29 protein-coding genes and 1 pseudogene are annotated in these 23,196 nt (G+C 70.1%); 19 read left to right on the top strand and 11 right to left on the bottom strand.

Annotated features, from left to right (window positions below):
- The first annotated feature begins 1 nt into the window (after position 1).
- Genes ACLQ2O_RS12925 through ACLQ2O_RS12910 form a run of 4 tightly spaced genes read left to right on the top strand, consistent with a single transcriptional unit; the run spans position 2 to position 3,454 of the window.
- Complete coding sequence (locus tag ACLQ2O_RS12925; protein ID WP_425830710.1) at positions 2-319, top strand: EthD family reductase; 318 nt, start codon at positions 2-4, stop codon at positions 317-319.
- Complete coding sequence (locus ACLQ2O_RS12920; protein WP_425830708.1) at positions 316-1,398, top strand: Gfo/Idh/MocA family protein; 1,083 nt, start codon at positions 316-318, stop codon at positions 1,396-1,398. Before ACLQ2O_RS12925 ends, ACLQ2O_RS12920 begins: the two co-directional genes overlap by 4 nt.
- Positions 1,398-2,627 carry a Tm-1-like ATP-binding domain-containing protein gene (locus ACLQ2O_RS12915; protein WP_425830706.1) on the top strand — a complete coding sequence of 410 codons (1,230 nt, stop codon included), beginning with the start codon at positions 1,398-1,400 and terminating at the stop codon, positions 2,625-2,627. The genes ACLQ2O_RS12920 and ACLQ2O_RS12915 overlap by 1 nt, the downstream gene beginning before the upstream one ends.
- Positions 2,624-3,454 (top strand): phosphoenolpyruvate hydrolase family protein, encoded by an 831-nt coding sequence (locus ACLQ2O_RS12910; RefSeq protein ID WP_425830704.1) that lies wholly within the window; start codon positions 2,624-2,626, stop codon positions 3,452-3,454. The genes ACLQ2O_RS12915 and ACLQ2O_RS12910 overlap by 4 nt, the downstream gene beginning before the upstream one ends.
- 39 nt (positions 3,455-3,493) lie before the next feature.
- Here ACLQ2O_RS12910 and ACLQ2O_RS12905 read toward each other — a convergent pair whose 3' ends face one another.
- On the bottom strand, positions 3,494-3,787 hold the full coding sequence (locus ACLQ2O_RS12905) for a DUF4287 domain-containing protein (protein WP_425830702.1): 294 nt from the start codon (positions 3,785-3,787) through the stop codon (positions 3,494-3,496).
- A gap of 310 nt (positions 3,788-4,097) precedes the next feature.
- On the opposite strand from ACLQ2O_RS12905, the gene ACLQ2O_RS12900 reads away from it, so the two are divergent.
- Complete coding sequence (locus ACLQ2O_RS12900) at positions 4,098-4,568, top strand: MaoC family dehydratase (RefSeq protein WP_425830700.1); 471 nt, start codon at positions 4,098-4,100, stop codon at positions 4,566-4,568.
- 1 nt (position 4,569) lies between these two features.
- Here ACLQ2O_RS12900 and ACLQ2O_RS12895 read toward each other — a convergent pair whose 3' ends face one another.
- The 3 genes from ACLQ2O_RS12895 to ACLQ2O_RS12885 are packed head-to-tail and all read right to left on the bottom strand — an operon-like array spanning position 4,570 to position 5,837.
- The gene (locus tag ACLQ2O_RS12895) at positions 4,570-4,776 is read right to left on the bottom strand and encodes a helix-turn-helix domain-containing protein (RefSeq protein WP_184794626.1); all 207 of its coding nucleotides are present in this window, start codon (positions 4,774-4,776) and stop codon (positions 4,570-4,572) included.
- Positions 4,776-5,240 (bottom strand): DUF2975 domain-containing protein, encoded by a 465-nt coding sequence (locus tag ACLQ2O_RS12890; RefSeq protein WP_425830950.1) that lies wholly within the window; start codon positions 5,238-5,240, stop codon positions 4,776-4,778. The genes ACLQ2O_RS12895 and ACLQ2O_RS12890 overlap by 1 nt, the downstream gene beginning before the upstream one ends.
- 51 nt (positions 5,241-5,291) lie before the next feature.
- Positions 5,292-5,837 carry a dihydrofolate reductase family protein gene (locus tag ACLQ2O_RS12885; RefSeq protein WP_425830697.1) on the bottom strand — a complete coding sequence of 182 codons (546 nt, stop codon included), beginning with the start codon at positions 5,835-5,837 and terminating at the stop codon, positions 5,292-5,294.
- Positions 5,838-5,937: 100 nt separating this feature from the next.
- On the opposite strand from ACLQ2O_RS12885, the gene ACLQ2O_RS12880 reads away from it, so the two are divergent.
- The 3 genes from ACLQ2O_RS12880 (at position 5,938) to ACLQ2O_RS12870 (ending at position 8,453) form a co-directional block, all read left to right on the top strand.
- Entirely contained in the window at positions 5,938-6,366 is a 429-nt protein-coding gene (locus ACLQ2O_RS12880; RefSeq protein WP_425830696.1) for a DUF4440 domain-containing protein, read from the top strand.
- 111 nt (positions 6,367-6,477) lie between these two features.
- Entirely contained in the window at positions 6,478-7,434 is a 957-nt protein-coding gene (locus ACLQ2O_RS12875; RefSeq protein WP_425830694.1) for a hypothetical protein, read from the top strand.
- On the top strand, positions 7,431-8,453 hold the full coding sequence (locus ACLQ2O_RS12870; protein ID WP_425830692.1) for a polysaccharide deacetylase family protein: 1,023 nt from the start codon (positions 7,431-7,433) through the stop codon (positions 8,451-8,453). The genes ACLQ2O_RS12875 and ACLQ2O_RS12870 overlap by 4 nt, the downstream gene beginning before the upstream one ends.
- Here ACLQ2O_RS12870 and ACLQ2O_RS12865 read toward each other — a convergent pair.
- Positions 8,450-8,971, bottom strand: a pseudogene (locus ACLQ2O_RS12865) (SDR family NAD(P)-dependent oxidoreductase); the annotation flags it as partial. The gene ACLQ2O_RS12870 and the pseudogene ACLQ2O_RS12865 overlap by 4 nt on opposite strands.
- 149 nt (positions 8,972-9,120) lie before the next feature.
- Here ACLQ2O_RS12865 and ACLQ2O_RS12860 point away from each other — a divergent pair.
- Positions 9,121-9,831 carry a DinB family protein gene (locus ACLQ2O_RS12860; protein ID WP_425830690.1) on the top strand — a complete coding sequence of 237 codons (711 nt, stop codon included), beginning with the start codon at positions 9,121-9,123 and terminating at the stop codon, positions 9,829-9,831.
- Here the strand turns inward: ACLQ2O_RS12860 and ACLQ2O_RS12855 are convergent.
- Together ACLQ2O_RS12855 and ACLQ2O_RS12850 are read right to left on the bottom strand one after the other, a co-directional pair.
- Entirely contained in the window at positions 9,828-10,340 is a 513-nt protein-coding gene (locus tag ACLQ2O_RS12855; RefSeq protein WP_425830688.1) for a VOC family protein, read from the bottom strand. The genes ACLQ2O_RS12860 and ACLQ2O_RS12855 overlap by 4 nt on opposite strands.
- A 93-nt stretch (positions 10,341-10,433) precedes the next feature.
- Positions 10,434-10,898, bottom strand: a complete 465-nt coding sequence (locus ACLQ2O_RS12850; RefSeq protein ID WP_425830686.1) for an SRPBCC family protein — start codon at positions 10,896-10,898, stop codon at positions 10,434-10,436.
- A 149-nt stretch (positions 10,899-11,047) separates the two neighbouring features.
- Between ACLQ2O_RS12850 and ACLQ2O_RS12845 the strand changes: the two genes are divergently transcribed.
- The 5 genes from ACLQ2O_RS12845 to ACLQ2O_RS12825 all read left to right on the top strand — a co-directional run bounded on the left by ACLQ2O_RS12845 (position 11,048) and on the right by ACLQ2O_RS12825 (position 14,613).
- Positions 11,048-11,791 carry a GAF and ANTAR domain-containing protein gene (locus ACLQ2O_RS12845; RefSeq protein ID WP_425830684.1) on the top strand — a complete coding sequence of 248 codons (744 nt, stop codon included), beginning with the start codon at positions 11,048-11,050 and terminating at the stop codon, positions 11,789-11,791.
- Between the two features lie 24 nt (positions 11,792-11,815).
- Positions 11,816-12,154 carry an STAS domain-containing protein gene (locus ACLQ2O_RS12840; RefSeq protein ID WP_425830682.1) on the top strand — a complete coding sequence of 113 codons (339 nt, stop codon included), beginning with the start codon at positions 11,816-11,818 and terminating at the stop codon, positions 12,152-12,154.
- An 87-nt stretch (positions 12,155-12,241) separates the two neighbouring features.
- The gene (locus ACLQ2O_RS12835) at positions 12,242-12,553 is read left to right on the top strand and encodes a hypothetical protein (protein ID WP_425830680.1); all 312 of its coding nucleotides are present in this window, start codon (positions 12,242-12,244) and stop codon (positions 12,551-12,553) included.
- Between the two features lie 42 nt (positions 12,554-12,595).
- A complete protein-coding gene (locus ACLQ2O_RS12830) occupies positions 12,596-13,399 on the top strand; it encodes an alpha/beta fold hydrolase (protein ID WP_425830678.1) in 804 nt (267 codons plus the stop codon).
- A complete protein-coding gene (locus ACLQ2O_RS12825; RefSeq protein WP_425830676.1) occupies positions 13,399-14,613 on the top strand; it encodes a SpoIIE family protein phosphatase in 1,215 nt (404 codons plus the stop codon). Before ACLQ2O_RS12830 ends, ACLQ2O_RS12825 begins: the two co-directional genes overlap by 1 nt.
- A gap of 133 nt (positions 14,614-14,746) precedes the next feature.
- Here ACLQ2O_RS12825 and ACLQ2O_RS12820 read toward each other — a convergent pair whose 3' ends face one another.
- The 3 genes from ACLQ2O_RS12820 to ACLQ2O_RS12810 are packed head-to-tail and all read right to left on the bottom strand — an operon-like array spanning position 14,747 to position 17,021.
- Complete coding sequence (locus tag ACLQ2O_RS12820; protein WP_425830674.1) at positions 14,747-15,073, bottom strand: hypothetical protein; 327 nt, start codon at positions 15,071-15,073, stop codon at positions 14,747-14,749.
- Between the two features lie 44 nt (positions 15,074-15,117).
- Entirely contained in the window at positions 15,118-15,939 is an 822-nt protein-coding gene (locus ACLQ2O_RS12815) for an NADPH-dependent oxidoreductase (protein ID WP_425830672.1), read from the bottom strand.
- Between the two features lie 14 nt (positions 15,940-15,953).
- Positions 15,954-17,021 carry an aldo/keto reductase gene (locus tag ACLQ2O_RS12810; RefSeq protein ID WP_425830670.1) on the bottom strand — a complete coding sequence of 356 codons (1,068 nt, stop codon included), beginning with the start codon at positions 17,019-17,021 and terminating at the stop codon, positions 15,954-15,956.
- A gap of 130 nt (positions 17,022-17,151) precedes the next feature.
- Here ACLQ2O_RS12810 and ACLQ2O_RS12805 point away from each other — a divergent pair, with 130 nt between their 5' ends.
- Positions 17,152-17,733: an NAD-dependent epimerase/dehydratase family protein gene (locus tag ACLQ2O_RS12805; RefSeq protein WP_425830668.1), complete on the top strand. Its 582-nt coding sequence runs from the start codon at positions 17,152-17,154 to the stop codon at positions 17,731-17,733.
- A gap of 25 nt (positions 17,734-17,758) precedes the next feature.
- A complete protein-coding gene (locus ACLQ2O_RS12800; protein WP_425830666.1) occupies positions 17,759-19,015 on the top strand; it encodes an MFS transporter in 1,257 nt (418 codons plus the stop codon).
- Here the strand turns inward: ACLQ2O_RS12800 and ACLQ2O_RS12795 are convergent.
- Positions 19,012-20,292 carry a winged helix-turn-helix domain-containing protein gene (locus tag ACLQ2O_RS12795; RefSeq protein WP_425830664.1) on the bottom strand — a complete coding sequence of 427 codons (1,281 nt, stop codon included), beginning with the start codon at positions 20,290-20,292 and terminating at the stop codon, positions 19,012-19,014. The genes ACLQ2O_RS12800 and ACLQ2O_RS12795 overlap by 4 nt on opposite strands.
- A gap of 145 nt (positions 20,293-20,437) precedes the next feature.
- On the opposite strand from ACLQ2O_RS12795, the gene ACLQ2O_RS12790 reads away from it, so the two are divergent.
- The 3 genes from ACLQ2O_RS12790 to ACLQ2O_RS12780 are packed head-to-tail and all read left to right on the top strand — an operon-like array spanning position 20,438 to position 22,714.
- The gene (locus ACLQ2O_RS12790; protein WP_425830662.1) at positions 20,438-21,523 is read left to right on the top strand and encodes an LLM class flavin-dependent oxidoreductase; all 1,086 of its coding nucleotides are present in this window, start codon (positions 20,438-20,440) and stop codon (positions 21,521-21,523) included.
- The gene (locus ACLQ2O_RS12785) at positions 21,520-22,206 is read left to right on the top strand and encodes an NADPH-dependent F420 reductase (RefSeq protein ID WP_425830660.1); all 687 of its coding nucleotides are present in this window, start codon (positions 21,520-21,522) and stop codon (positions 22,204-22,206) included. The genes ACLQ2O_RS12790 and ACLQ2O_RS12785 overlap by 4 nt, the downstream gene beginning before the upstream one ends.
- 49 nt (positions 22,207-22,255) lie before the next feature.
- Complete coding sequence (locus ACLQ2O_RS12780) at positions 22,256-22,714, top strand: nitroreductase family deazaflavin-dependent oxidoreductase (protein WP_425830658.1); 459 nt, start codon at positions 22,256-22,258, stop codon at positions 22,712-22,714.
- The last annotated feature ends 482 nt before the right edge of the window (positions 22,715-23,196 follow it).

Genomic DNA, 23,196 nt, shown 5'->3' with positions numbered 1-23,196 from the left:
CATGTACAAGGTGACCGTGCTCTACGGAACCCCGGACGACACCGGCGAGTTCGACCGGTACTACGACGACCAGCACATCCCGATCGCCCAGCGGATGGTGGGCCTGAGGCGCTGGACGGTCTGCCGGTTCGACCCGGCTCCGGACGGCACTCCCCCGGCGTACCACTACCAGGCCGTGCTCTACACCGACAGCCGCGCCGATCTGGAGCTGGTCCTGGAGTCCCAGGCCGGCCAGGAGGCGAACGCCGACCTGGACAACTTCGCCACCGGCGGCGCGGTCTTCCTGTTCGGCGAGGAGCGGGAGGTAGCGGTCCGATGAGCATCGACGTGATCGTGGTCGGCCTCGGGTTCGGCGCCGACTTCGTCCCGATCTACCAGGCGCACGACTCGGTCGGCCGCGTCGCCGTGGTCGACAGCGACCCAGCCCGTACGACGGCCGTCGCGGACCGCCTCGGGATCGCCGACCGGTTCGCCAGCCTGGACGAGGCGCTGGCCGCGCCGGGCTGGGACGCCGTGCACCTGCTCACGCCGGTCGCGCTGCATGCCGGCCAGGTCCAGCAGGTGCTCAAGTCGGGGCGGCACTGCGCGTCGGCGGTGCCGATGGCAACGACCCTGGAGGATCTCGACCAGCTGGTCGCCGCGCAGGAAGATGCCGGGCGCAACTACATGATGATGGAGACCGCGGTGTACTCCCGCGAGTACTTCCACGCGCGGTCGCTGCTCGAGTCCGGTCGGCTGGGCAGGCTGTCGTACTTCCGGGGTGAGCACCTGCAGAACCTCGACGGGTTCCCGCCGTACTGGCTCGGTTACCCGCCCATGCACTACGTCACGCACGCGCTCTCCCCCGCGCTCGCGCTCGCCGGGACGCGGGCGGAGTCGGTGCGCTGCCTCGGGTCGAGCCCGCTCACGCCGGACCGCATCGGCGTCGCCGGGCCGGGCTACGGGACGGAGGCCGCGCTGTTCCAGCTGCCCGGAGAGCTGGTGGCGAACGTGACGATGTCGTTCTTCCAGCTCGGGCGCAGCTATCTCGAGGGCTTCTCCGTGTACGGCGACGAGGGCGCGCTGGAGTGGCCGCAGCTCGAGGGCGGGCCGATGAAGGAGTTCTCCCTGCAGGCGTTGGCGCCAGGACGGCGTGGCCGGGCGGTCGACGAGCGCGACGTACGGCCTGAGGGTGCGCCCGAACTGCTGCCCGAGTCGTTGCGTCCGTTCACCGCGGGTGGGCACGGCGGCTCGCATCCCCATCTGGTGCACGAGTTCGTGTCGAGCATCGTCGAGGAACGGCGGCCGCGCGTCGACGCGCGGACGGCGGCGACCTGGACCGCGCCGGGCATCTGCGCCCACCAGTCGGCACTGCAGGGCGGGGCCGAGGTGCTGGTGCCGGACTACGGGATCAGCTGATGCCGGCGATCGCGCTGATCGGCGCGCTCGACACGAAGCCCGCAGAGTACGCGTTCCTGCGAGACCGAATCGGCGAACTGGGAGCTTCGTCGGTGCTGATCGACGTCGGCGTGCTTGGCGAACCGGGGCTGAGTGCACTCGCACAATCACACACAATTACCCGACAGACAGTCGCGCAGGCGGGCGGCGGTGAGCTCGATGAGTTGCGGCGCGTTGGTGACCGGAACTCGGCGATGACCGTGATGGGGCGCGGTGCTGCCGTGATCGTGCTCGAACTGGTCGCCCGGGGTGAGGTCGACGCCGTACTGGCCGTTGGCGGATCGAACGCGGCGTACGTGATGGCGGAGGTCTGCGCCGCCCTGCCGCTCGGGCTTCCCAAGGTGCTGGTCTCGACGATCGCGGCCGGGGACACGACGGCCTATGTCCGCGAGGCGGACCTGACCCTGATGTACCCCGTGGTCGACATCAACGGGCTGAACCGGCTGAGCCGGCCGGTTCTGGCCAACGCGGCCGCGGCCTGCGTCGGGATGGCGTCGGCTCCGCGCGAATCAACCGACGACGGCGCGTTGGTTGCCGTGAGCATGTTCGGCGTGACGACCGTGTGCGGCAGCTCGGTCGTCACCGGGCTGGATGAGCATGGGATCGAGGCGGTCACCTTCCACTGCACAGGAGTCGGCGGGCGAACGCTGGAGTCGCTGGTCCGCAGTGGCGGCGTACAGGCTGTGGCCGATCTGACCACGACCGAGCTGGCCGACGAGCTGGTCGGCGGAGTTTGCTCGGCCGGTGCCTCCAGGCTGACGGCGGCCGCGAGTGCCGGCGTACCGCAGGTGGTGAGTGTGGGCGCGCTCGACATGGTCAACTTCTACGGGCCCGAGCGGGTCCCGTCGCAGTTCCAAACCCGGCACCTGTATCCGCACAACCCCGCCGTCACCCTGATGCGCACGAGCGTCGACGAGTGCGCGGAGCTCGGCCGACGGATCGCCGCCCGGATCAACCCGTCCACCGGACCGGTCGCTGTGCTCTTCCCGCACCAAGGGTTGTCACAACTGTCCGTCCCCGGCGCGCCGTTCCACGACCCGGCGGCCGACCACGCGCTCTACACCAACCTCCGCGCCACCCTGCGCGCGGACATCGTCGTGCACGACTTCGACACCGACATCAACGACCCGGCGGTGTCCGCCGCCGCGGTGGACCTGCTGGCCACCTGGCTGGAGAAGGAGACGAGATGAACACTCTGTCCCGCGCCGAACTGCTGGCCGGTTTCCGCCGCAAGGTCGCCGAGGGGCGCCCGATCATCGGCGGCGGCGCCGGTACCGGGCTGTCCGCGAAGTGCGCCGAGGAGGCCGGGCTCGACTTCGTCGTGATCTACAACTCCGGCCGCTACCGGATGGCCGGGCGCAGCTCGATGGCCGGCCTGATGCCGTACGGCGACGCGAACGCGATCGTGATGGAGATGGGCTCGGAGGTGCTGCCGCTGACCAAGCAGCTCCCGGTGATGGCCGGCGTCTGCGGGTCGGACCCGTTCCGGGACATCCCGCGGTTCCTCGACAAGGTCCAGGAGGCCGGGTTCGCCGGGGTGCAGAACTACCCGACGGTCTGTCTGTTCGACGGCATCATCCGGGCGAACCTGGAGGAGACCGGGCTCGGCTTCTACACCGAGGTCGCGATGGTCACCGCCGCCCGCGAGCGGGACCTGATCACGCTCGCCTACGTGCACGACGAGGCCGAAGCGACCGCGATGACCGAGGCCGGCGCCGACATCCTGGTCCCCCACATGGGCCTGACCACCTCAGGCATGATCGGCGCCCAGAGCAGCCTGTCCCTCGACGAGTCCGTCGACCTGGTCACCCGCCTGCGCGACGCGATCTTCGCGGTCGACCCGAACGCGATGGTGATCTGCCACGGCGGCCCGATCGCCACCCCCGACGACGCCCGCCACGTCCTGTCCAAGGTCGAGGGCATCGTCGGCTTCCTCGGCGCCAGCAGCATGGAACGCCTGCCGACGGAGGTGGCCATGGTCAACCACATGAGCAGCTTCCACGAGATCCGCACCTGACCGACCGGCGGCGCCTCCCCCTGGGGAGGCGCCGTCACTTCACCCGAGCGGGTTGGTGGCCTTGCCGTCCAACCACAGTTCGTTGCTCGCGTCGCGGTGTACGCCGGTCGTTCCCACGTGCTTGTCGCTGATCGCCGTCCCGTTCTTGATCACGTGCAGCAGCGCCATCGCGTGTCCGCGCCCCACGCCGTACTCGTCCTTCAACCACTCCGCCAGCGGCCCGATCTTCGTCTCCGGCCCCTCGAACCCCTTCGCCCGGGCAACCTCGAGCAGCGCCCGCGGGGTCATCCCGGTCTTCTCCTCGACCTTGTCCAGGTACGCCTGAAATGACATGGCTCCAGCCTTTCGTCGCTGTCGATCTTCACCCCTGCGTCGACCGAGCCGGCCCCAGATCGACATCACCCCTCGAAGAACTCCTGAACGATCACGTCCGAGGCGTGCACACACATCATCCGCAGCCGCTCCTGACCCGAGTTCACGAACCGGCGCCACACCCCGGCTGCCCCACCGCGGTGTCGCCGGCCGGGGAGGAGCTGTGGGACGTCGTCCTGGCGCTGTTCGTCCTGGACGGCCCGCGCTCTACCTCGGAGGTTCCCTGACACTTCGGCGGACGCCGTACCGTCCGGCTGGGAGGATGAGCGCTGTGAGCAACGAATTCAGCCGGCCCATCGACGACAGGTACTTCGACGACTACGTCGTAGGGTCGACGTACGAGTTTCCCGAGCGTGTCCAGGTCACCGAGGCCGAGATCGTCGCCTTCGGGCGGAGTTTCGACCCGCAGTCGTTCCACGTCGATCCGGAGGCGGCGGCGGACGGGCCGTTCCACGGGTTGATCGCCAGCGGCTGGCACACGGCGGGTCTGATGATGCGGCTCTACGCCAAGCACTACCTCTCGCACGTCGCGAGCCTCGGCGGGCCCGGCGTCGACGAGCTGCGGTGGCTGGTCCCGGTGCGGCCGGGTGACCAGCTGCGGTTGCGAACGACCGTGCTCGAGGCGCGGTTGTCGAGGTCGAAGCCGGATCGCGGGCTCGTGCGCACGCGCGCCGAGCTGCTCAACCAGGACGACGCGGTCGTGCTCCGGGTCGAGGCGCTGAACTTCCTCGCCGTACGGTGAGTCAGTCCTCGACCCACTCCAGCAGGTCGCCGGGCTGGCAGTCGAGGACGCGGCACATGGCTTCGAGGGTGCTGAAGCGGACGGCCTTCGCGCGGCCGTTCTTCAGTACGGCGACGTTGGCCGGGGTCAGGCCGACGAGCTCCGCGAACTCGCCGACGCCCATCTTGCGTTTGGCGAGCTCGACGTCGATCCGGACCACGATCGGCATCAGATCACCGCTTCCATGTCGGTCCGCAGGGTGGTGGCCTGGCGCAACAAGGCGCGCATCACCACCATCAGCAGCAGCACGACCCCGCCGGCCAGCACGAGCCCGATCAGCAGGATCGGCAGGCCGGGGTCGTCGGCGCGCAGCGACAGGTAGATCGTCATCCCGAGCAGCAGCACCCACCCGGCGACCATCGCGCAGAGGATCACGTTGACCCAGGCGAACGCCTTCTCGCTGAAGATCCGGTCGACCTTGACCAGCGTCAGCAGCCGCCAGATGCAGACGATCACCACCTGGACGCAGACCACCTCGAGGATCGAGAACACGGTCAGCGGCCAGCGCAGGTCGGCGCCGTCTCCCTTCAGCTGCCCGAACTGCCCCGGCAGGCTCACCACCTGCGCGAACACCAGCCCGGCGAACAGCAGCACGAGAAACACCCTGAGCGGCACCACGATCCGATCCATCATCTGCACGGCTCGACTATCACCGCCTTCCTATCGACTGTCAATCGACGCGCGTCACGCTGTGTAGACGACTCCCAGACTCCCGCTCGGGAAGGACCGCACGCTGCGCAGCTTCAGCGCGGTCCGGTCCTTCACGTCGAAGAACATCGACCGGCCCCGCCCGACGACCATTGGGTGCACCTTGAACCAGTACTCGTCGACCAGCCCCGCGGCGACCAGCGCCCGCACGGTCTCGACGCCGCCGAACACGACGACGCTCTTGCCCTTCTTGCCCTTCAGCTTCCGGACCTGCTCGACCCCGTCGCCGGCCGCGAGCGTCGCGCTGCCCCACGCGCTCACGTCGTACGAGTCGTCGCTCGACAGCACGTGCTTCGGCGTGGTGTTCATCCAGTCGGCGAGCTCGCCCTCGGCCGCCGTCCAGTACGTCGACATCTCCGGGAACGACTTCCGCCCGACGACGATCGCGTCGGCGGCCCGCATCAGCTCCCCGTTGAGCGTGGTCTCCAGCTCCTCGTCGTCGACCATGAACCCGAGGTCGTTGTCCGGCCCCGCCATGAACCCGTCGACGGTGACGGAACAGAACACGATCAGTGATCTCATTGTCGGCTCCTTCTCGAAGGTCCCTCGACCGTAACCAGACTCCCTTTCAGCCGCCTGTCGAGCTAGTCTCTGACGGCTTCGACCACGCGAGAGGGAGACGATGGGCACCGACACCGAACAGATCGAGGGCATCGTGCGGGCCTTCTTCGCCGCGTTCACCTCCGGGGACGGCGTCGCCGAGCGGCTCGGCACGCTGCGGGACCTGCTGTTGCCGTCGGCGCTGATCGTCAAGACCTGCGGCGCGGAACCGGTGGCGTACGGCGTCGAGGACTTCATCGCGCCGCGGCAGGAACTGCTGACCGGCGGCCGCCTGACCGACTTCCGCGAGTGGGCCGAGGACGGGCGCACCGAGATCTTCGGCGACATCGCCCACTGGTTCGGTGCCTACGGCAAGTCCGGCGTCCAGGACGATGTACCGTTCACCGGCCGTGGCATGAAGACCGTCCAGTTCGTCCGGACGACGGCCGGCTGGCGGATCTCGTCGGCGGCCTGGGACGACGAGCGCGAGGGCCTGACGATCGGCGGGTAGAAAGACACGCCGGTACGGCGTGGTCACGTTGTGCGACGAGTCGATCACGCCTAGCTTGAGCAGTGGGTACAGCCACGTGCCTGACCACCTTCTGGGGAATCGGGTGTCACTGTGGTTGTTCGACGTTTGCTGGTGTTTCCGCTGCTGCTCTCGCTCGCCGTCGGCTGTGCCGATGTCGAGGCCGATGTCACCGCGTCCGACCGGCCCTCCAAGGCCTCGAGTCCCAGCGCGCCGGCCGCTCCGCCGCAGCCGCCGAAACCCAAGCCGTTGCCGTTGCCGCAGCTCCCTCGCGGCGGGCGGACCCTGTTTCCGACCCACCAGCTCGTCGCCTTCGTCGGCGCGCCAGGCGCACCGGCACTCGGCCCGCTGGACAGCAACCTCGAGGAGCGCGCCCGCCGGCTCGAGAAGCTCGCGACGTCGTACCGGGGTGGGCGCACGATCCTCCCGGTGATGGAGCTGATCGTCGTCACCGCGCAGGGTGCCGCCGGCCGCGACGGCAAGTACCGCAGCCGGATCGACCCGGCGCAGATCGATCGCTACCTCGCCGTCGCGCGCAAGCACAAGATGTTGCTGATGCTCGACGTCCAGCCCGGCCAGGCCAAGCCCATCGACGAGGTCCGCCGCCTCGAACCGTGGCTGCGCCAGCCGGACGTCGGCCTCGCCGTCGATCCGGAGTGGCAGGTCGGTCCCGGCCAGGTCCCGGGCCGCGTGTTCGGCCGGACGTCGGGGGCCGAGCTGAACGAGATCGGCGCCTACCTGTCCGCGGTCACCACCAAGTACCGGCTGCCGGAGAAGGTCTTCGTCTTCCACCAGCTGACCAGCCGGATCGTCACCAACGAGGCGACCCTGCGCCCGCACCCGGGTGTCGCGCTGATCAAGTCCGTCGACGGCATCGGCGCCCGCGGCGCCAAGGAAGCGACGTACCGCGGCCTGGTGACCAAGCTGCCGAAGGGCGTGCACACCGCGTTCAAGCTCTTCTACGTCGAGGACACCCGGCACGGCGCGCTGATGACCCCCGCCCAGGTGCTCGCGCTGAAGCCGCGTCCCGAGCTGGTGATCTACGAATGAGCGCCGGTACGCCGGGCACGCTCCACAGGCGCACCTTCCTCGCCCTTGCCGCGTCGGCAGTCGTTGCCGGATGCAACGACACGACACAGCCTGACGCGGCGCCGGTCGTTGCCAAGGACCACGGTCCCGTGCCGTCAGCGCCCGCACCGAAGGCGCCCGCCCCGACGACGCAGGCCAAGCCGCTCACCAGCCGGCCGCCCGCGCCCAGCGAGCTCGGTGTGATCCCGGTCCTCATGCACCACCGGCTCGCCGCGAACGTCAACGGCGAGTACGACATGACGCCGGCCTTCTTCCGCGCCGAGCTCGAACGCCTCTATCGCGAGGGCTACCACCCGATCCGCACCATCGACCTGGTCCGCCGCGACCTGTCCGCCGTACCGGAGGGCAAGACGCCGGTCGTGCTCACCTTCGACGACAGCACCCCCGGCCAGTTCGCGCTCGACAAGTCCGGCCGCGTCGTCCCCGACACCGCGCTGGGCATCATGCTCGCTTTCCAGACGCGCTACCCCGACTTCCCGGCCGTCGGCTCCTTCTACCTCAACAGGTCACCGTTCGGTCTGTCCGGCGCCGAGGTCCCGCGGGCCCTCAGGTACCTGAACGACGCCGGCTGCGAGCTCGGCAACCACACCTGGGACCACCCCAACCTCCGCCACCTCGAGACCGCCGAGGCCGAGAGCGAGATCGGCCGCCTGGCCGCGATGATCACCGCGGCCGTCCCCGCGGCTCCGGCCCGGACGATCGCGCTACCGCTCGGGGTCCACCCCCGCGACCACCGCGTCCTCGCTGCGGGAGGACGCGGCGGTACGGCGTACAAGAACGAGGGCGTGCTGCTGGTCGGTGCCGGGCCGTGCCCTTCGCCGTACGGGAAGAGCTTCGACCCGATGGCGATCCCGCGGATCCGGTGCAGCTCCTACCAAGGGGGTCAGGGCAACCTTCTGATGGACTACTGGCTCGACCGGCTGCCGCGCCAGAAGTTCGTGGCCGGAAGCAACAACAGCAAGGTCGTTGCCCAGGGCTAGAACTGCACTCCACGGGTCAGCGCGCCGTCGATCACCAGGTTGGTGCCGCTGACGAAGCTGGCGGCCGGGCTGGCCAGGAAGACGACGCCGCGGGCGATCTCGTCCGGGCGGGCCATCCGGCCGGTCGGGTTGAGGGCGAGCGAGTCCGCGAACAGTTGCGGGTTGCCGCTCTCGACCGACTCCCAGACGCCACCCGGGAAGTAGGTGTTGCCCGGGGAGACGGTGTTCGCGCGGATCCCCTTGCCTGCCGGCTGGAAGGCCAGGCCTTGGGTGTAGTGCACGATCGCGGCCTTGAACGTCCCGTACGCGCCGGCCGCGAAGTCGATCTCCCGCGCCGAGACGCTCGACACGGTGACGATCGACGGCGCCTGGCTCTCGCCGAGGAACGGCATCGCCGCGTCGACCCTCCGGACCGTACCCATCAGGTCGACCTCGAAGCTCTGCTTCCAGGGCTCCTCCCCCTCGCCACCGATCGCGAGGGCACTGACGTTGGCCACCACGATGTCGATCCCGCCGAGCTCGGCGGCGCTGGCGTTTCACCCAGCTGATCAGGGCCGGCCCGTCGCCGCACTCCTTCGCCGAGTCAGTTCCTGCGCACAGTATGCAGCCGGAGGATGTGCTCAATTCGCGGAAGTGGAATGTCCGGCAACGGTTCTAGGGTGTGGCCATGGACGAGACCCGGATGCGCGAAGTGGCCTTCAGTGACCTCGTGGTGCGCGGCGGCAGCCTGTACCGCAGCAGGCTGTACGGCGTGGAGCTGTGCGATCTGGAGATCCACGGCGAGGTGCGGAACGTGGTCGTGAACGGCGTCGACATCGCGCCGCTGATCGACGCCGAGCTCAACCGCCGTACGCCGGAACGCGCGAAGATGCGCCCGGTCGACGCCGACGGGTTCCGGGAGGCGTGGGCGATCCTCGAGCGGCGCTGGGACGAGACCGTCGCCCGCGCGAGGCCGCTGCCCGAGGCCGACCTGCACCGGAGCGTCGACGAGGAGTGGTCGTTCATCCAGACGCTGCGGCACCTCTGCTTCGCCGGCGACGCATGGGTCGGACGGATGATCCTCGGCGACCCGTCGCCGTGGCATCCGCTCGACCTGCCCTGGGACGAGGCGCCCGGCTGGCCGGGCATCCCGTGGGACCGCGAGGCCCGTCCGTCACTCGACGAGGCGCTCGCGCTCCGGGGTGAGCGGCAGGCGATGGTCCGCGGGGTGATCGCGGCGCTCACCGACGAGCAACTGGCCGCGAACGTCACCCAGACCGCGCCCGGCTGGCCGGTGATCGAGGACTTCCCGCTGAAGGAGTGCCTGTCCATCGTCCTCAACGAGGAGTGGGAGCACCGCCAGTACGCCGAACGCGACCTGACGGCCCTTGGCGCTTAGTTCCGCGAGATCCCGACACCACTGAGCGCCTCGCGTCCGTACTTGTCCACCTCGGCCGCCAGGTCGAGCGGCGCGACGCCGGCCTTGTCGCGATCGGCGTCGGTCAGCAGCTCGGCCGGGATGAGCCAGACGATCTCGAACTCCAGCCCGTTCGGGTCTTTGCCGTACAGCGACTTCGTCGTCCCGTGGTCCGACTTCCCCACGAGCGCGCCCGCGGCGCTCAGCGTCTGCGCCAGGTCCACGAGGTCGCCGAGCGTGTCGACCTCCCACGCCAGGTGGTACAGCCCCACCGTCGACCGCCCGGCCCCCGACGGCCCGGCCTGCGCCCCGAGCTCGAACAACCCGAGGTCGTGGTCGTTCGTCGACCCCGGCGCCCGCAGGAACGCCCCTCCCTTGAAGCTGTCCCCGACCTCGGTGTACCCGAACCCGAGCACGTCCCGGTAGAACGCGACACTCTCCGCCACGTCCCGCACGTACAGCACCGCATGATTCAGCCTGAAGATCGCCATGTTCTCAACTCCCTGATCGCCGCTTGCCCCCAGAGTAGTTGAACACTCAATGTCGAGCGCAAGAGACCGCGACAGGCGCCTCGACCCGCGGCCCTACTCGCGGGGTTGCTTGCCCGGCTGCTCCACTGTCGCCTTGATTCCGCCCAGCGTTCGCTGCAGCGCCTCGTCTATCGACGGGCCCTCCGCGTGGTCGGTGTGCAGGCGGACCGTCAGCTGGGCAGTGCCGTCGGCGATGAAGCCGACCTCCAGCTCGCCGTGATAGTCGTGCGGCCCGGGCGCCGACCAGCGAATCTTCCGGTCCTCCTCGACGATGTCGATCGCGGCCTCGCTGCGGACCTCCCGCTCGTCACCCACCACGGCGGCTACCTCGACCCGCTCGCGAACGGCCTCGCCGGGCTGCCGCGCCTCGGCACCCTGCGACTGGGCAGACGGTTCCTCCAAGCGGTGCGCCTCAGTCATCTGTGGCAGGTACTCGGGCAGCCGCTCGACGTCGGACAGGTACTCGAACAGCACGTTCGGCGCAACGTCCACCACGGTCGTCGCCTCGTAGTCACCCATCGAACCGGTCCTCTCCGTCGGCAAGTCCTGGCACGACGCCCGGTGACCCGCGGCGTGCCCCCGCAAACAGACGCCGGCCGCGTAACGACTCGGGAGCATCATCCGGGAGTTATGCACCGGGGGGTGACCCGGCCGTGCATCATATGGGCATGACTGAGCACGCCTCGGCCCCGGCGGTCGAGAAGCAGGTTCTGCGGGAGGCTCTGGACCACAGCGGTTCCGAGCCGTTGCTGGCAACGGTGTTCGCGCAGCTGGCTGTGGAGCTGCACGATGCCGACGGCGTGGACGACACGGTGGAGGCGGTCGTCCAGTTCGCACTGCAGGCGGAGGCCTGTACGTACGCCGGCGTGATGCTGACCGGGCACGGCGGCTGGGAGATCGGCGCGGTCACCGACCCGCTGGTCGCGCGGATCTACCAGGAGCAGATCGACGCCGGCGAGGGCCCGCTGCACGCGGCGCTCACCAGCGGCACCACCATGTACGTCGCCGACGTCGCGACCGAGGCCCGCTGGCCGTCCTGGAGCACGCGGCTCACGTCGTACGGCGTGGGCTCGGTCCTGCACGTCCCCATGTGGGCGGCCGACCAGCTGGTCGGCGTACTGAGTCTCTACAACGGCGACCCACAGGCGTTCAGCGCCGACGACGAGGCGATCGCGCACATTCTCGCCCGGCACGCGTCGGTCGCGGTGGCGGCCGCGCGCGACGGCGAGACCATGACGGCCGCGGTCGACGCCCGGAAGCTGGTCGGTCAGGCGATGGGGATCCTGATGGAGCGCTTCGACCTCGACGAGTCCCAGGCCTTCCAGATCCTGAAGCGCTACTCCCAGGACACGAACACCAAGCTCCGCGATGTCGCCCAGCACCTGATCGACACGCGTAAGCTCCCCCAGTGAGCCAATCCCGATGAGCATCCCTCAGTGAGCGACTCCCAGCTACTGACCGTCACCATCGACGACCGCGGATCCGACGTCGTGGCGATGGTCTCGGGCGAGCTCGACTTCGGCACCACCGCCCTGCTGACCGACGCGGGCGGGCCGATCGTCGCCGCCGGCCGCTCGCTCGTGCTCGACCTGTCCGGCCTGTCGTTCTGCGACTCCACCGGCCTCGGCGCGCTCGTCCAGCTCCACCACGCGGCCGAGGCGGCGGGCGGTTCCCTCACGCTCGCGGCCCTCACCCCGCGGGTCGCGTCGGTGATCCGGGTGACGATGCTGCACCGCCTGCTGCGCGTCGTCGACCAGGTCCCGGCGCTCTCGTGACGGATCCGTCATAGACCGGATGCGTAACACAACCTTGCTGTGGGCACCTAGGAGGGCGAGCGCAGACCACCCTGGAGGACGACGCCCGTGACGGATCCGTACGCCGAGATCAACGGTCACCAGGTGATCGACCTGCACCGGGTCACTTCGCAGGGCCGGTTCGCCGCAGGACCGGTCTGTATCCGGTGCGACAAGCACTTCGCCGATCGCGGTGAGATCGAACTGACAGCTTGCCCGGTCCCGTTCACGACCGGTGACCACGACCTGCTCGTCGACCCGGACGACGGCCTGCTCTACTGCACCCGCTGTCCCCTGGTCGCCTACGACCTCGCGGACGCCGCGAGCGAGGAACCCTGCCCGGGCCCGCAGCACGACGAGCAACGCTTCCGCAGCCGGTAAGCCGACACCGCCGGATCCCGTCCGGGCTGCGAAGATGGCCCCGTGGACACCCTGCGCCGAAACAACGTCACCACCACCGGAAACCCGGACGGCCGGACGGTCCTGCTCGCGCACGGCTTCGGCTGTGACCAGAACATGTGGCGCCTGACGGTCCCGGCGCTGGCCGACGACTACCGGATCGCCCTGTTCGACCAGGTCGGCTCGGGCAAGTCCGACCCGGCTGCCTTCGACGAGCGGCGCTACGCCTCGCTCGAGGGGTACGCCGACGACGTCGTCGAGGTCTGTACGGCGCTCGACCTGCACGACGCGGTCTTCGTCGGGCACTCGGTCAGCGCGATGATCGGCGTACTGGCCGCGCGCAAGGCGCCGGAGCGGATCGGCGCGCTGGTCATGGTCGGGCCTTCGCCCTGTTACCTGAACGACGGCGACTACCGCGGCGGCTTCGACCGCGCGGACATCGACGAGCTGCTGGCCTCCCTCGAGTCCAACTACCTCGGCTGGTCGTCGGCGATGGCGCCGGTGATCATGGGCAACGCCGACATCCCCGAGCTCGGGGCGGAGCTGACGACGAGCTTCTGCGCGACCGATCCCGCGATGGCCCGGGTCTTCGCCCGGACCACGTTCCTGTCCGACTCGCGCGCCGACCTGGCCTCGGTGAAGGTGCCGACGCTGATCCTGGAGTCGACCGAGGACGTGATCGCGCCGCGCGAGGTCGGTGCGTACACGCACGCCGCGATCCCCGGTTCGACGCTGGTCACGCTCGACGCGACCGGCCACTGCCCGCACCTGTCGGCGCCGGCGGCGACCAATCAGGCGATCAGCGAATTTCTCGCGAGCCTGAGGTGATGCTCGGCGACAGCACCGAGGAGATCTACGAGTCCGCGCCGAGCGGTCACCTGTCGACGGCGATGGACGGCACGATCGTCAGGATCAACGCGACGCTGCTCGACTGGCTCGGGCTGGACCGCGACGCCGTGGTCGGGCGGATCCGGTTCACCGACCTGCTGACGATCGGCGGCAAGCTCTACCACGAGACGCACCTCGCGCCGTCGCTGCGGATGCAGGGCGGCGTCAGCGGCGTCGCGCTCGAGCTCAAGGGGGAGGGCGGCGGCCGGCTCCCGGTCCTGATCTCGTCAACAGTCAAGTACGACGACGCCGGCGAACCCGTCCTGATCCGTACGACGGTCTTCGACGCGCAGATTCGCCGCGCGTACGAGGAAGAGCTCCTGCACGGCCGCCGGCTCGCCGAAACGTCCCAGCGCGAGGCCGAGCTGGCCCAGCTCGAGGCCGAGACCGCGCAGCTCCAGGCCGAGGCCGATCGCGCCCAGTTGCAGGACGCACTCGCCGTGCTCCAGCAGTCCCTGCTTCCCGCACAGCTCCCCGTCGTACCGGGTGTCGAGACAGCGGCGTACTACCACACGGCGTCGGCCATCCAGCTCGGCGGCGACTTCTACGACGTGTTCGCCGTCGACCGGCACCGCTGGGGCTTCTTCCTCGGCGACGTCTGCGGCAAGGGCTCGGCGGCCGCCGCCGTGACGTCGCTCGCCCGCTACACCCTGCGCGCCGCCGCGCTGCACGATCCCGGGTCCGCGCTCGCCACGCTCAACGCCGTACTGAACGAGCGGTTCGCGACCGGCGACCCGCGCTACTGCACGGCGATCTTCGGCACCCTGATTCCCGATCGGACCACGGGTCAGGTCGAGGTCGAGTTCGCCTCGGGCGGTCACCCGCCGCCGTTGCTGATCTGCGCCGACGGCACGGCCGGCTTCCTCCCGAGCGCCGACGGCACGCTGATCGGCATCCTCCCGACGGGCGAGTTCCCGCCGACCCGCCTGCGCCTGCAGCCCGGCGACACGCTGCTGCTCTACACCGACGGCCTCACCGAAGCCCGCGTCAACGGCGACTTCTACGGCGAGCACGCACTCCGAACTCTCGCCCTGCAGTACGCCGGTGCGCCCGCAGGCGAACTGGTCAAAGCCCTCTCCGACCTGCTCACCAGCTTCGGTGAACCGCTCGCCGACGACACCGCCCTGCTCGCCCTGAGCGCCTTGGCCCCGTAGCGTCCGAAGAATCTCGTTGCGTCCGAAGAAGCCGAGGCTATGGCGCACCGGTCTTCGGACGCATGCGGGTTCTTCGGACGCTACGGTGCGCCGGCCGCCCCCTCGGTTGAGGGCAGCACGACGGGCCGGCCGGCTAGGCCTGGTCAGGCCCGGCGGATGTGGTGGCCAGCTCCCCCACCTCAGGGATCATCGAGACCCCGCGGGCCGCGGCCGACTCCAGCGCCTCGCGGGCCGGGGCCGTCATCCAGCGCAGCGGCTGGTCGAGCACGCGGGCCACGGTCGACTCCTCCAGGTGCAGGATCTCGGCCACCCGGCGGAGCGCGTCCGGCTCGTCGGTTGCCGAGTACAACAGATGGACCACCTCGTGGCGGTGCGCGTAGACGCTCAGCGTCGCCGCTGCCAACCCCGGATCGACCGTGTCCGGCCGAACCTCCTCAACACTGTCCCCGTGAGTCTTCATGACCTCACAACGCGCCAGTGGGCTAGTCCGTCACGCAAGCGCTCTCATCGGAGCTGGAAGCCCTTCACGCGGAGCGCCTCGCGCAGGTGCTCGCGGCCCTTCAGACCGGCCACGCTGCCGAAGCGAGCAGCCACCCGGCGTACCCATCCCTGAGGCATCCCGGCGGCCGCGTAGTACCGGTTGAGCAGCTCCTCGTAGGCGTCGACGTGCGCCGTCTGCGGCTCTAGCGCGTACCGCTCGTGGTGCAGCACCGCCTCCTGTGGCAACCGCGGCTTCACCGACGTCTCGTCGTACCGGTCCGGGTGCCCGACCGTGAGCCCGAAGACAGGGAACACGTTGGCCGGCAGCTCCAGCTCGGCGGCGACCTCGAGCGGCCGGTTGCGGATCGCGCCGACGAACACCGTGCCGAGCCCGAGCGACTCGGCCGCCAGCGCCGCGTTCTGCGCCGCCAAAGCAACGTCCACGAACCCGAGCAGCGCCGCCTCGACGAAGTCCGCACCCTCCGAGGTCGCCTGACCGATCTGTTCGGTCACGTGCCGGGCCCGCGCGAGGTCGGCCAGCCAGACGAGCAGCAGCGGTGCCTGCTTGACGAAGTCCTGCTCTCCGGCCAGTTCCGCCAGCCGGGCGCGACGATCGTCGTCCCGTACGGCGACCACGCTCCACAGCTGCAGGTTCCCCGAGGTCGGCGCCGACTGCGCCGCGGCGATCAGCGCCGTCAGCGTCTCGTCGGAGACCGGATCCGGCCGGTAGCTCCGCACCGACCGGTGCGCCAGTTGCTGCGCGATCACGTCGGTCCACGCGGCCGGGGGCACCTCCGACGGCGAGCCGTACCGCAGGCGGAACGAGGCTTCAGGCGTAACGGTCACAACCACTCCCAAGGTCAGGCACGTTGACCCGTGCCGTGGACTCCATGCTCGTCGATCAGCGCAAGCTCCGCCTCGGTCAGCGGCGGGAAGTCGAGCGCGGCGAGATTGTGGTCGAGCTGGCCGGTCGAGCTCGCGCCGATCAACGCGGTCGTCACCTCCGGCCGGCGCAGCACCCACTGCAGCGCCAGCTGCGCGAGCGACTGGCCGCGTTCGTGGGCGATCTTGCTCAGCGCGGTCGCCCGCTCGCGGTAGACCTCGTCGATCTGGTCCGGCGACAGGAACGTGCTGTTGGCCGCCCGGGCGCCCTCCGGGATCGTGCCGTCGAGGTACTTGTCGGTCAGCAGCCCCTGCGCCAAGGGGCTGTAGGCAACCAGTCCGAACCCGTCCGCGGCGGCCTGGTCGAGCAGGCCCGAGCGTTCCGGCGTACGGTCGAAGATCGAGTAGCGCGGCTGGTGCACGAGCAGCGGTACGCCGGCCCGCCGCAGCAGCTCGGCCGCCGCGTGGGCCTGGTCGGTCGGGTAGTTCGACACCCCGACGTACAGGGCCTTGCCCTGCTGGACCGCGCTCACCAGCGCGCCGACGGTCTCCTCCAGCGGAGTCGTCGGGTCGGGCCGGTGGTGGTAGAAGATGTCGACGTAGTCGGTGCCGAGATCGCGCAGGCTGTGGTCGAGCGAGCTGAGCAGCGACTTGCGCGAACCGCCTTTCGCGTAAGGGCTCGGGCTGATCGGGTTGCCGGCCTTGGTGCTGATCACCAGCTCGTCCCGGTACGGCGCGAGGTCGGTGCGCAGCAACCGGCCCAGGAAGATCTCCGCAGCCCGGTACGGCGGGCCGTACCGGTTCGCGTTGTCGAGGTGCGTGACGCCGAGGTCGAAGGCGTGCAGCACGATCTCGCGCTGGGTCGCGAACGGGTAGTCGGTGCCGAACTTCTGCCACAGCCCCAGCGACACCGCCGGCAGGTCGAGCCCCGAGCGGCCGGCCCTGCGGTACTCCAGCCGCTCGTAGCGGTCGCCGGCGGCGTGGTAGCTGCTCGTCATCTGCGGGTCCTCACCGAAGCGTCGAATGTCCACTGGCTCAGTAGTCATCGTAGGGACGCTCCCCCACCGTCCGGACCGGCGTCCACGGGCCGGAACCTGCTGGCTTGACCACGCGATAGCCAGGGGCGTACGGTTATCTGGACATTAAACATCCAGAATAACCGAAGGAGATCGCGCGATGAGGATTTTTCTGGCCGGAGCGTCCGGTGTGATCGGGCAGCGGATCGTTCCCCTGCTGGTCCAGGCCGGGCACGTGGTCGGCGGGATGACCCGCTCGGAGAGCAAGACCGCTCTGCTGAAGGAGCTCGGCGCCGAGCCGATCGTCTGCGACGTGTTCGACCGGGACGCGCTGGTCCGGACGGTGAAGGAGTTCCGGCCGGACGTCGTACTGAACGAGCTGACCGACCTGCCCGACGACCTCGCGGACATCGCTCACCACACCCCGCTGAATGCCCGGATCCGCACCGAGGGCAACCAGAACCTGATCGAGGCCGCCCGGCAGAGCGGATCGCCGAAGCTCCTGGCGCAGACCGTCGCCTGGCAGTTGCCGGCCGGACCGGACGCCGACGCGGTCGCCGAGCTCGAGAAGTCGGTGCTCGCCGAAGGCGGCGTCGTCCTCAGCTACGGGCAGTTCTACGGCCCGGGCACCTACAACCCCGAGAACGTGCCCGCCGAGCCGCGGGTCAGCCTCGACCGCGCCGCCGAACTGACGGTGAAGGCCCTGGACGCGCCGGCCGGCGTCGTCCTCATCACCGACTAGTCGCTGGGTTCAGCAAGGAGCCTCCGTGTCCACCTCACCGCAGTCCCCCGTCGTCCAGCGCCGCTGGACCCTGCCCACCGGCGTCGCGCTGGCGGGCGTGGCGATCACGTTCACGAGCCTCAACCTCGCGGCCGGCTCCCTCACCCCGATGCTCGTCGAGTACCGGAACCAGTGGAACTTCGCACCGCAGCTGCTGACGCTGGCGTTCGCCGTGTACGCCGCCGGGTTCCTGGCCGCCGTCCTGACGGTCGGGTCGCTGTCCGACCACCTCGGCCGGCGGCCGGTTCTGCTCGGCGCGCTCGTCGTGCAGGTGGTGTCGAACCTGCTGTTCCTGTTCGCCCAGAACGTCGACTGGGTGATCGCCGGCCGGACCGTGCAGGGCGTCGCCGCCGGCGCGGCCACGACCGCCTTCACCGCGGCCCTGGTCGAGATCGCCCCGGCCCACCGCAAGGGGCTCGGTGTGATCCTGGGCAGCGCCGGGCTGACCGGTGGACTCGGTTTCGGCTCCTTGCTGGCCGGCGTCGCGATCCAGCTGACGCCGAAGGCGAACACGGTGATCTTCGTCGTACTGACCGCGCTGACCGTGCTCGGCTTCGGGGTCGTCGCGCTCTCGCCCGAGACAGTACGCCGTACGCCGGGAGCGCTGCGATCGATGATCCCGAGGATCTCGTTCCCCGCGGCCACCCGCGCGGAGTTCGCCGCCTCGGCGCCGGTGGTCGCCGCGGTCTGGATGCTGGCCGGCCTGTCCGGCGGTCTCGCGCCGAGCCTGGTGCACAGCGTCTTCCACATCGACAGCGGCCTGATGAACGGTGTCGCCGGGTTCGTCCCGCAGACCGCGTCGTTCCTGATCGGCTTCGCGCTCGGCCGGGTCGACTCCCGGCGCGCGATGACGATCGGCATCTACGCCTCGGTCGTCGGCGCGGCCGGCATCCTGACCGGCGTACTGGCCGGCAGCCTCGCCGTGATGATCATCGGCCAGGCCCTGGCCGGCATCGGCTTCGGCGCCTCGTTCACCGCGGCGCTGGCGCTCGTCTTCCCGCTGGCCGCCCCGCACCAGCGCGCCGGCGTCGTCGGCGCGGTCTACCTGATCGCGTACGTCGGCCTGGGTGTCCCGGTCGTCATCGCGGGACAGTTGACGGCCGCGCTCGGCGAGATCCCCACCGTGACCTGGTACACCGGCGCGGCGATCCTGCTCTCACTGATCAGCCTGGTCGGCCAGCAGCGCATCAAGCGCGCGACGCGGCGGGCTGTTCCCACCCACCGGGTCCACGCGGCGGCCTAACCCAGCACGCTCGACAGCGCTCGCCCCAACGGTCCGCCGGCTGTGACCTGGATCCGCTCCAGGCCCAGCCAGCGGGCCATCAACTGCAACTCGGCCGCCAGCGGCTCGACCACGTCCGTCGCCCCGGGCTCGAGCGTCAGGGTGGGCACGGCCAGTGCGGAGTTCCGCCGGTCAGCCTTGAGATCGACCCGCGCAACCAGCCGGTCCCCGAGCAGGAACGGCAGCACGTAGTACCCGTGCACGCGCTGCGCTTCGGGCGTGTAGATGCTGATCCGGTAGAAGAACTCGAACAGCCGCTCGGTGCGGTCCCGGTTCCAGATCAGCGTGTCGAACGGCGACAGCAACGCCCGCGCGTCGACCGGCCGGTCCTCGGCCTCCGCCCACAGGTAGCTCTGCTGCTTCACGCCGTCAACCTGCACGGGCACGAGCTCCCCGGCGTCGACCAACTCACCGACCACGCGCCTGGCGGTTGCCGTGGGCAACGGATAGTGCCCCTTCGTCGCGCCGCACAGCTCGCCCGCCGTCGCCACCCCGAGCGACCGCGCCGCGATCCGGACGAACTCCCGCCGGGCTTCGTGATCGTCCAGCTCCGGCGCATTCAGTACGGCGCCCGGCAGCACCCGCTCAGCGACGTCGTACAGGCGCTCGAAGTGCCGGCGCCCGGCGATGGCGACCCGGCCGGTCGCGAACAGGTACTCGATCGCGATCTTCGCGTCCTGCCAGTTCCACATCGTCCCGGTCGTCGGATCCGGGTCCGGATCGGTCCGCTTCCGTCGTACGCCGTCACGGTCGGCCTCGCCCGCCGTGATCGGGCCCTTCTCCGCGACCATCGCCAGGACGTCGTCGACCAGCCCCGGCCGCTCCACGCTCAGCCGCCGCATCCCGACCACCACCGACCACGGCACCTGCAACTCCGGGTCGAGCGGCGCGTCCCACACCTGCCGCTCAGCCACCCGCATCCGCCACCGCGCCAACGGGTACGACGCCATCGGCAGCAACGCCGCCTTGTGTCCCCAGAAGTACTCGAACAGCTCACCGCCGCCCCAGCACATCCGGTCCAGCCGCTCCCGCGAGTACTCCCCCAGTCGCGAGAACACCGGCAGGTAGTGCGACCGGCACAGCACGTTCACCGAGTCGACCTGCAGTACGCCGACCCGCTCGACCACCCGCCGTACCTGCCGGACATCCGCCCGCCCCGGCCGTGCCTGCCCGAACCCCTGAGCGACCAACGCGATCCGCCGCGCCGCCGCCACCGGAACCGCCGGACCGACCACCATGCGCTGAATCTACCCAACGCGGTCGCGGCGGGAAGAAGTTGCCGCGGCTTCGCGTTACGCCTGTCGAACCACCTGGTTGACGCGTCAACTCCGGCGGTTAGGATTGACACATCAACCCCCTTACGACCCAGGGAGCGCAGGACCCGTGACAGATCTCGAGTTCGGACTCGACACCTTCGGCGACGTCCCGCAGGACGGTGACGGCCGGTTGCTCTCGCACGCCGCGGCGATCCGCCAGGTCGTCGAGGAGGCCGTCGTGGCTGACGAGCTCGGCGTCGACGTGATCGCCCTCGGCGAGCACCACCGCCCGGAGTACTCGGTCTCGTCGCCGGAGACCGTCCTGGCCGGCATCGCGACCAGGACCAGCCGGATCCGGCTGGCGTCCGGCGTGACCGTGCTCAGCTCGGACGACCCGGTCCGCGTCTTCCAGCGGTTCGCGACCGTCGACGCGCTGTCCAACGGCCGCGCCGAGGTGATCCTCGGGCGCGGCTCGTTCACCGAGTCGTTCCCGCTGTTCGGCTACGACCTGGCCGACTACGACGTGCTGTTCGAGGAGAAGGCGGACCTGTTCGTCAAGCTGCTGGACGAGAAGCCGGTCACCTGGTCCGGTACGACGCGCCCGGCGCTGACCGACGCGGACGTCTTCCCCAAGACCGAGTCCGGCCGGCTGAAGACCTGGATCGGCGTCGGCGGCTCGCCGCAGTCGGTGATCCGGACGGCGCACCACGGCCTGCCGCTGATGCTCGCGATCATCGGTGGCCAGCCGGAGCGCTTCGCGCCGTACATCGATCTGTACCGCCGCGCCGCCGAGCAGTTCGGTACGACGGCACACCCGGTCGGCATGCACTCGCCGGGCTTCGTCGCCGACACCGACGAGGAGGCACGCGAGATCTACTGGCCGCACTACAAGGTGATCCGCGACCGGATCGGGCAGCAGCGCGGCTGGCCGCCGATCCGCCGCGAGGAGTACCTGGCCGAGATCGAGCACGGCTCGCTCTACATCGGCTCGCCGGACACCGTCGCCGCCAAGATCGCCCGTGCGGTCAACGCGGTGGGCGTCGGGCGGTTCGACCTGATCTACAGCAGCGGCGCCCAGCCGATCGACGCGCGGATGCGCGCGGTCGAACTGTTCGGCGGCAAGGTGATCCCGCAGGTGCGTGAGCGGCTGGCCGAGCTGACCCCGGCGGTCGAGCTGTCCTCGGCGACCGACCTTTCCCCGGAACGAGCATGAGCGCGACCGGCATCCACACGATCGGGATCCTCGGCGCCGGCAAGGTCGGGACCGTGCTCGGCCGGCTGGCCGTTGCCGCGGGCTACAAAGTGCTGATCGCCGGCTCGGGTGATCCCGCGAAGATCGCGCTCACCGTCGAGATCCTGGTGCCCGGCGCCGTCGCGACCACGAGTGTGGAGGCGGCGGCGCAGGCCGACCTCGTCGTACTGGCGCTGCCGCTCGGCAAGTACCAGGCGCTCCCGGTCGACGAACTGCGCGGCAAGCTCGTCGTCGACGCGATGAACTACTGGTGGGAGATCGACGGCCACCGCGCTGACCTCACCGACCCACGGACGTCGTCCAGCGAGACCGTCGCCGCGTTCCTCGACGGGGCGCAGGTGGTCAAGGGGTTCAACCACATGGGTTACCACGACCTCGACGAGGGCGCCCGCCCCGCCGGTACGCCGGGCCGCAAGGCGATCGCCGTGGCCGGTGACGACGCGTCGGACGTTGCCGTGGTCACCGAGTTCGTCGACGACCTGGGCTTCGACCCGGTCGTGCTCGACCGGCTCGCGGACGGCGTACGGCTGCAGCCGCGCGCGGAGGCGTTCGGGGCCAACGTTGGTGCGGACGAACTGCGCGCGATGCTCGACCGCTTCCCCGGCAGCGAGCTCGGTCAGGAGATCGCCGCCGCTCGCAGGTGATCAGGAATCGAGAAGCGAGCGCGGTGGTCGGGCGCCTAGCGTCTTCGGTATGACGAACACACAGCAGGCGGAGCGCAAGCCGGGAACGCCGGGACGGTTCTCGCGATGGATGCAGGTGAAGATGGGCGCGCGGGCGAGCCGCAAGATCCGCGACGGCAAGGGCCAAATGATGGGGATGGACGTGCTCGTCCTCAACACCCTCGGGCGCCGCAGCGGCGAGCCGCGGGCGACGCCGCTGGCCTGGTTCGCGGACGGCGAGTCCTGGCTGGTCGTCGCCTCCGGCGGCGGCAGTCAGCACCCCGACTGGCACGCGAACCTGACGGCCCACCCGGACCAGGTGACGGTCGAGTTCGCGGACAAGGGCGCCGTACCGGTGACCGCTGAGCGCCTCGACAAGACCGAGCGCGCGGAGGCGTGGAAGCGGATCGCGGAAGCCCAGCCCCGGATCGCGAAGTACCAGGAGAAGTCCGAGCGCGAGTACCCGGTCATCCGCCTCACGCGGCGATGAGGCACAGCGCTCGCCCGGTCGTCCGCTCACGCGGCGATGAGGCAGCGCTCGCGCTTGACCCGCTCTTCCGGCGACCGGCGCAGCCGGTTCGCCGGACACGCGGTGTGACCAGCGACGCTGCGCCCTTCCCAGGAGAATGGAGCCGTCCCCGGGGAGGCGCCTGCGTCCGACTACGACCGCGCGGCGGCGGCCCGCATCCTGGCTGAGACCATCGCGCCCTGGACGCCGGTCCTTCCGGCGCCAGCCCCGTGGAGTGCCAAACCGGAAGTCACCCCGCTCTCACCCGACGGCCGGCTCACGACCGCCCAGCGCGCATACCTCGACACGGCGGTCGCCACCAGCGCGACCCACCGAGTCCTGTGGCACGACAGCACCGGCGTACTGAACGTGGCCCACTGCAGCTCACTCGGCCCGATCGTCCCGGTCGTCGCGCGCGAAACCACTCTCGCTCTCCGCCAGGCCCTTCCTGCGTTGAGCCCTTT

It is taken from the genome of Kribbella sp. DT2 (assembly GCF_049844575.1).
GTDB lineage: Bacteria > Actinomycetota > Actinomycetes > Propionibacteriales > Kribbellaceae > Kribbella.
Note: the sequence above shows the minus strand (reverse complement) of the source record. Positions and strands in the feature narration are given on the sequence as shown.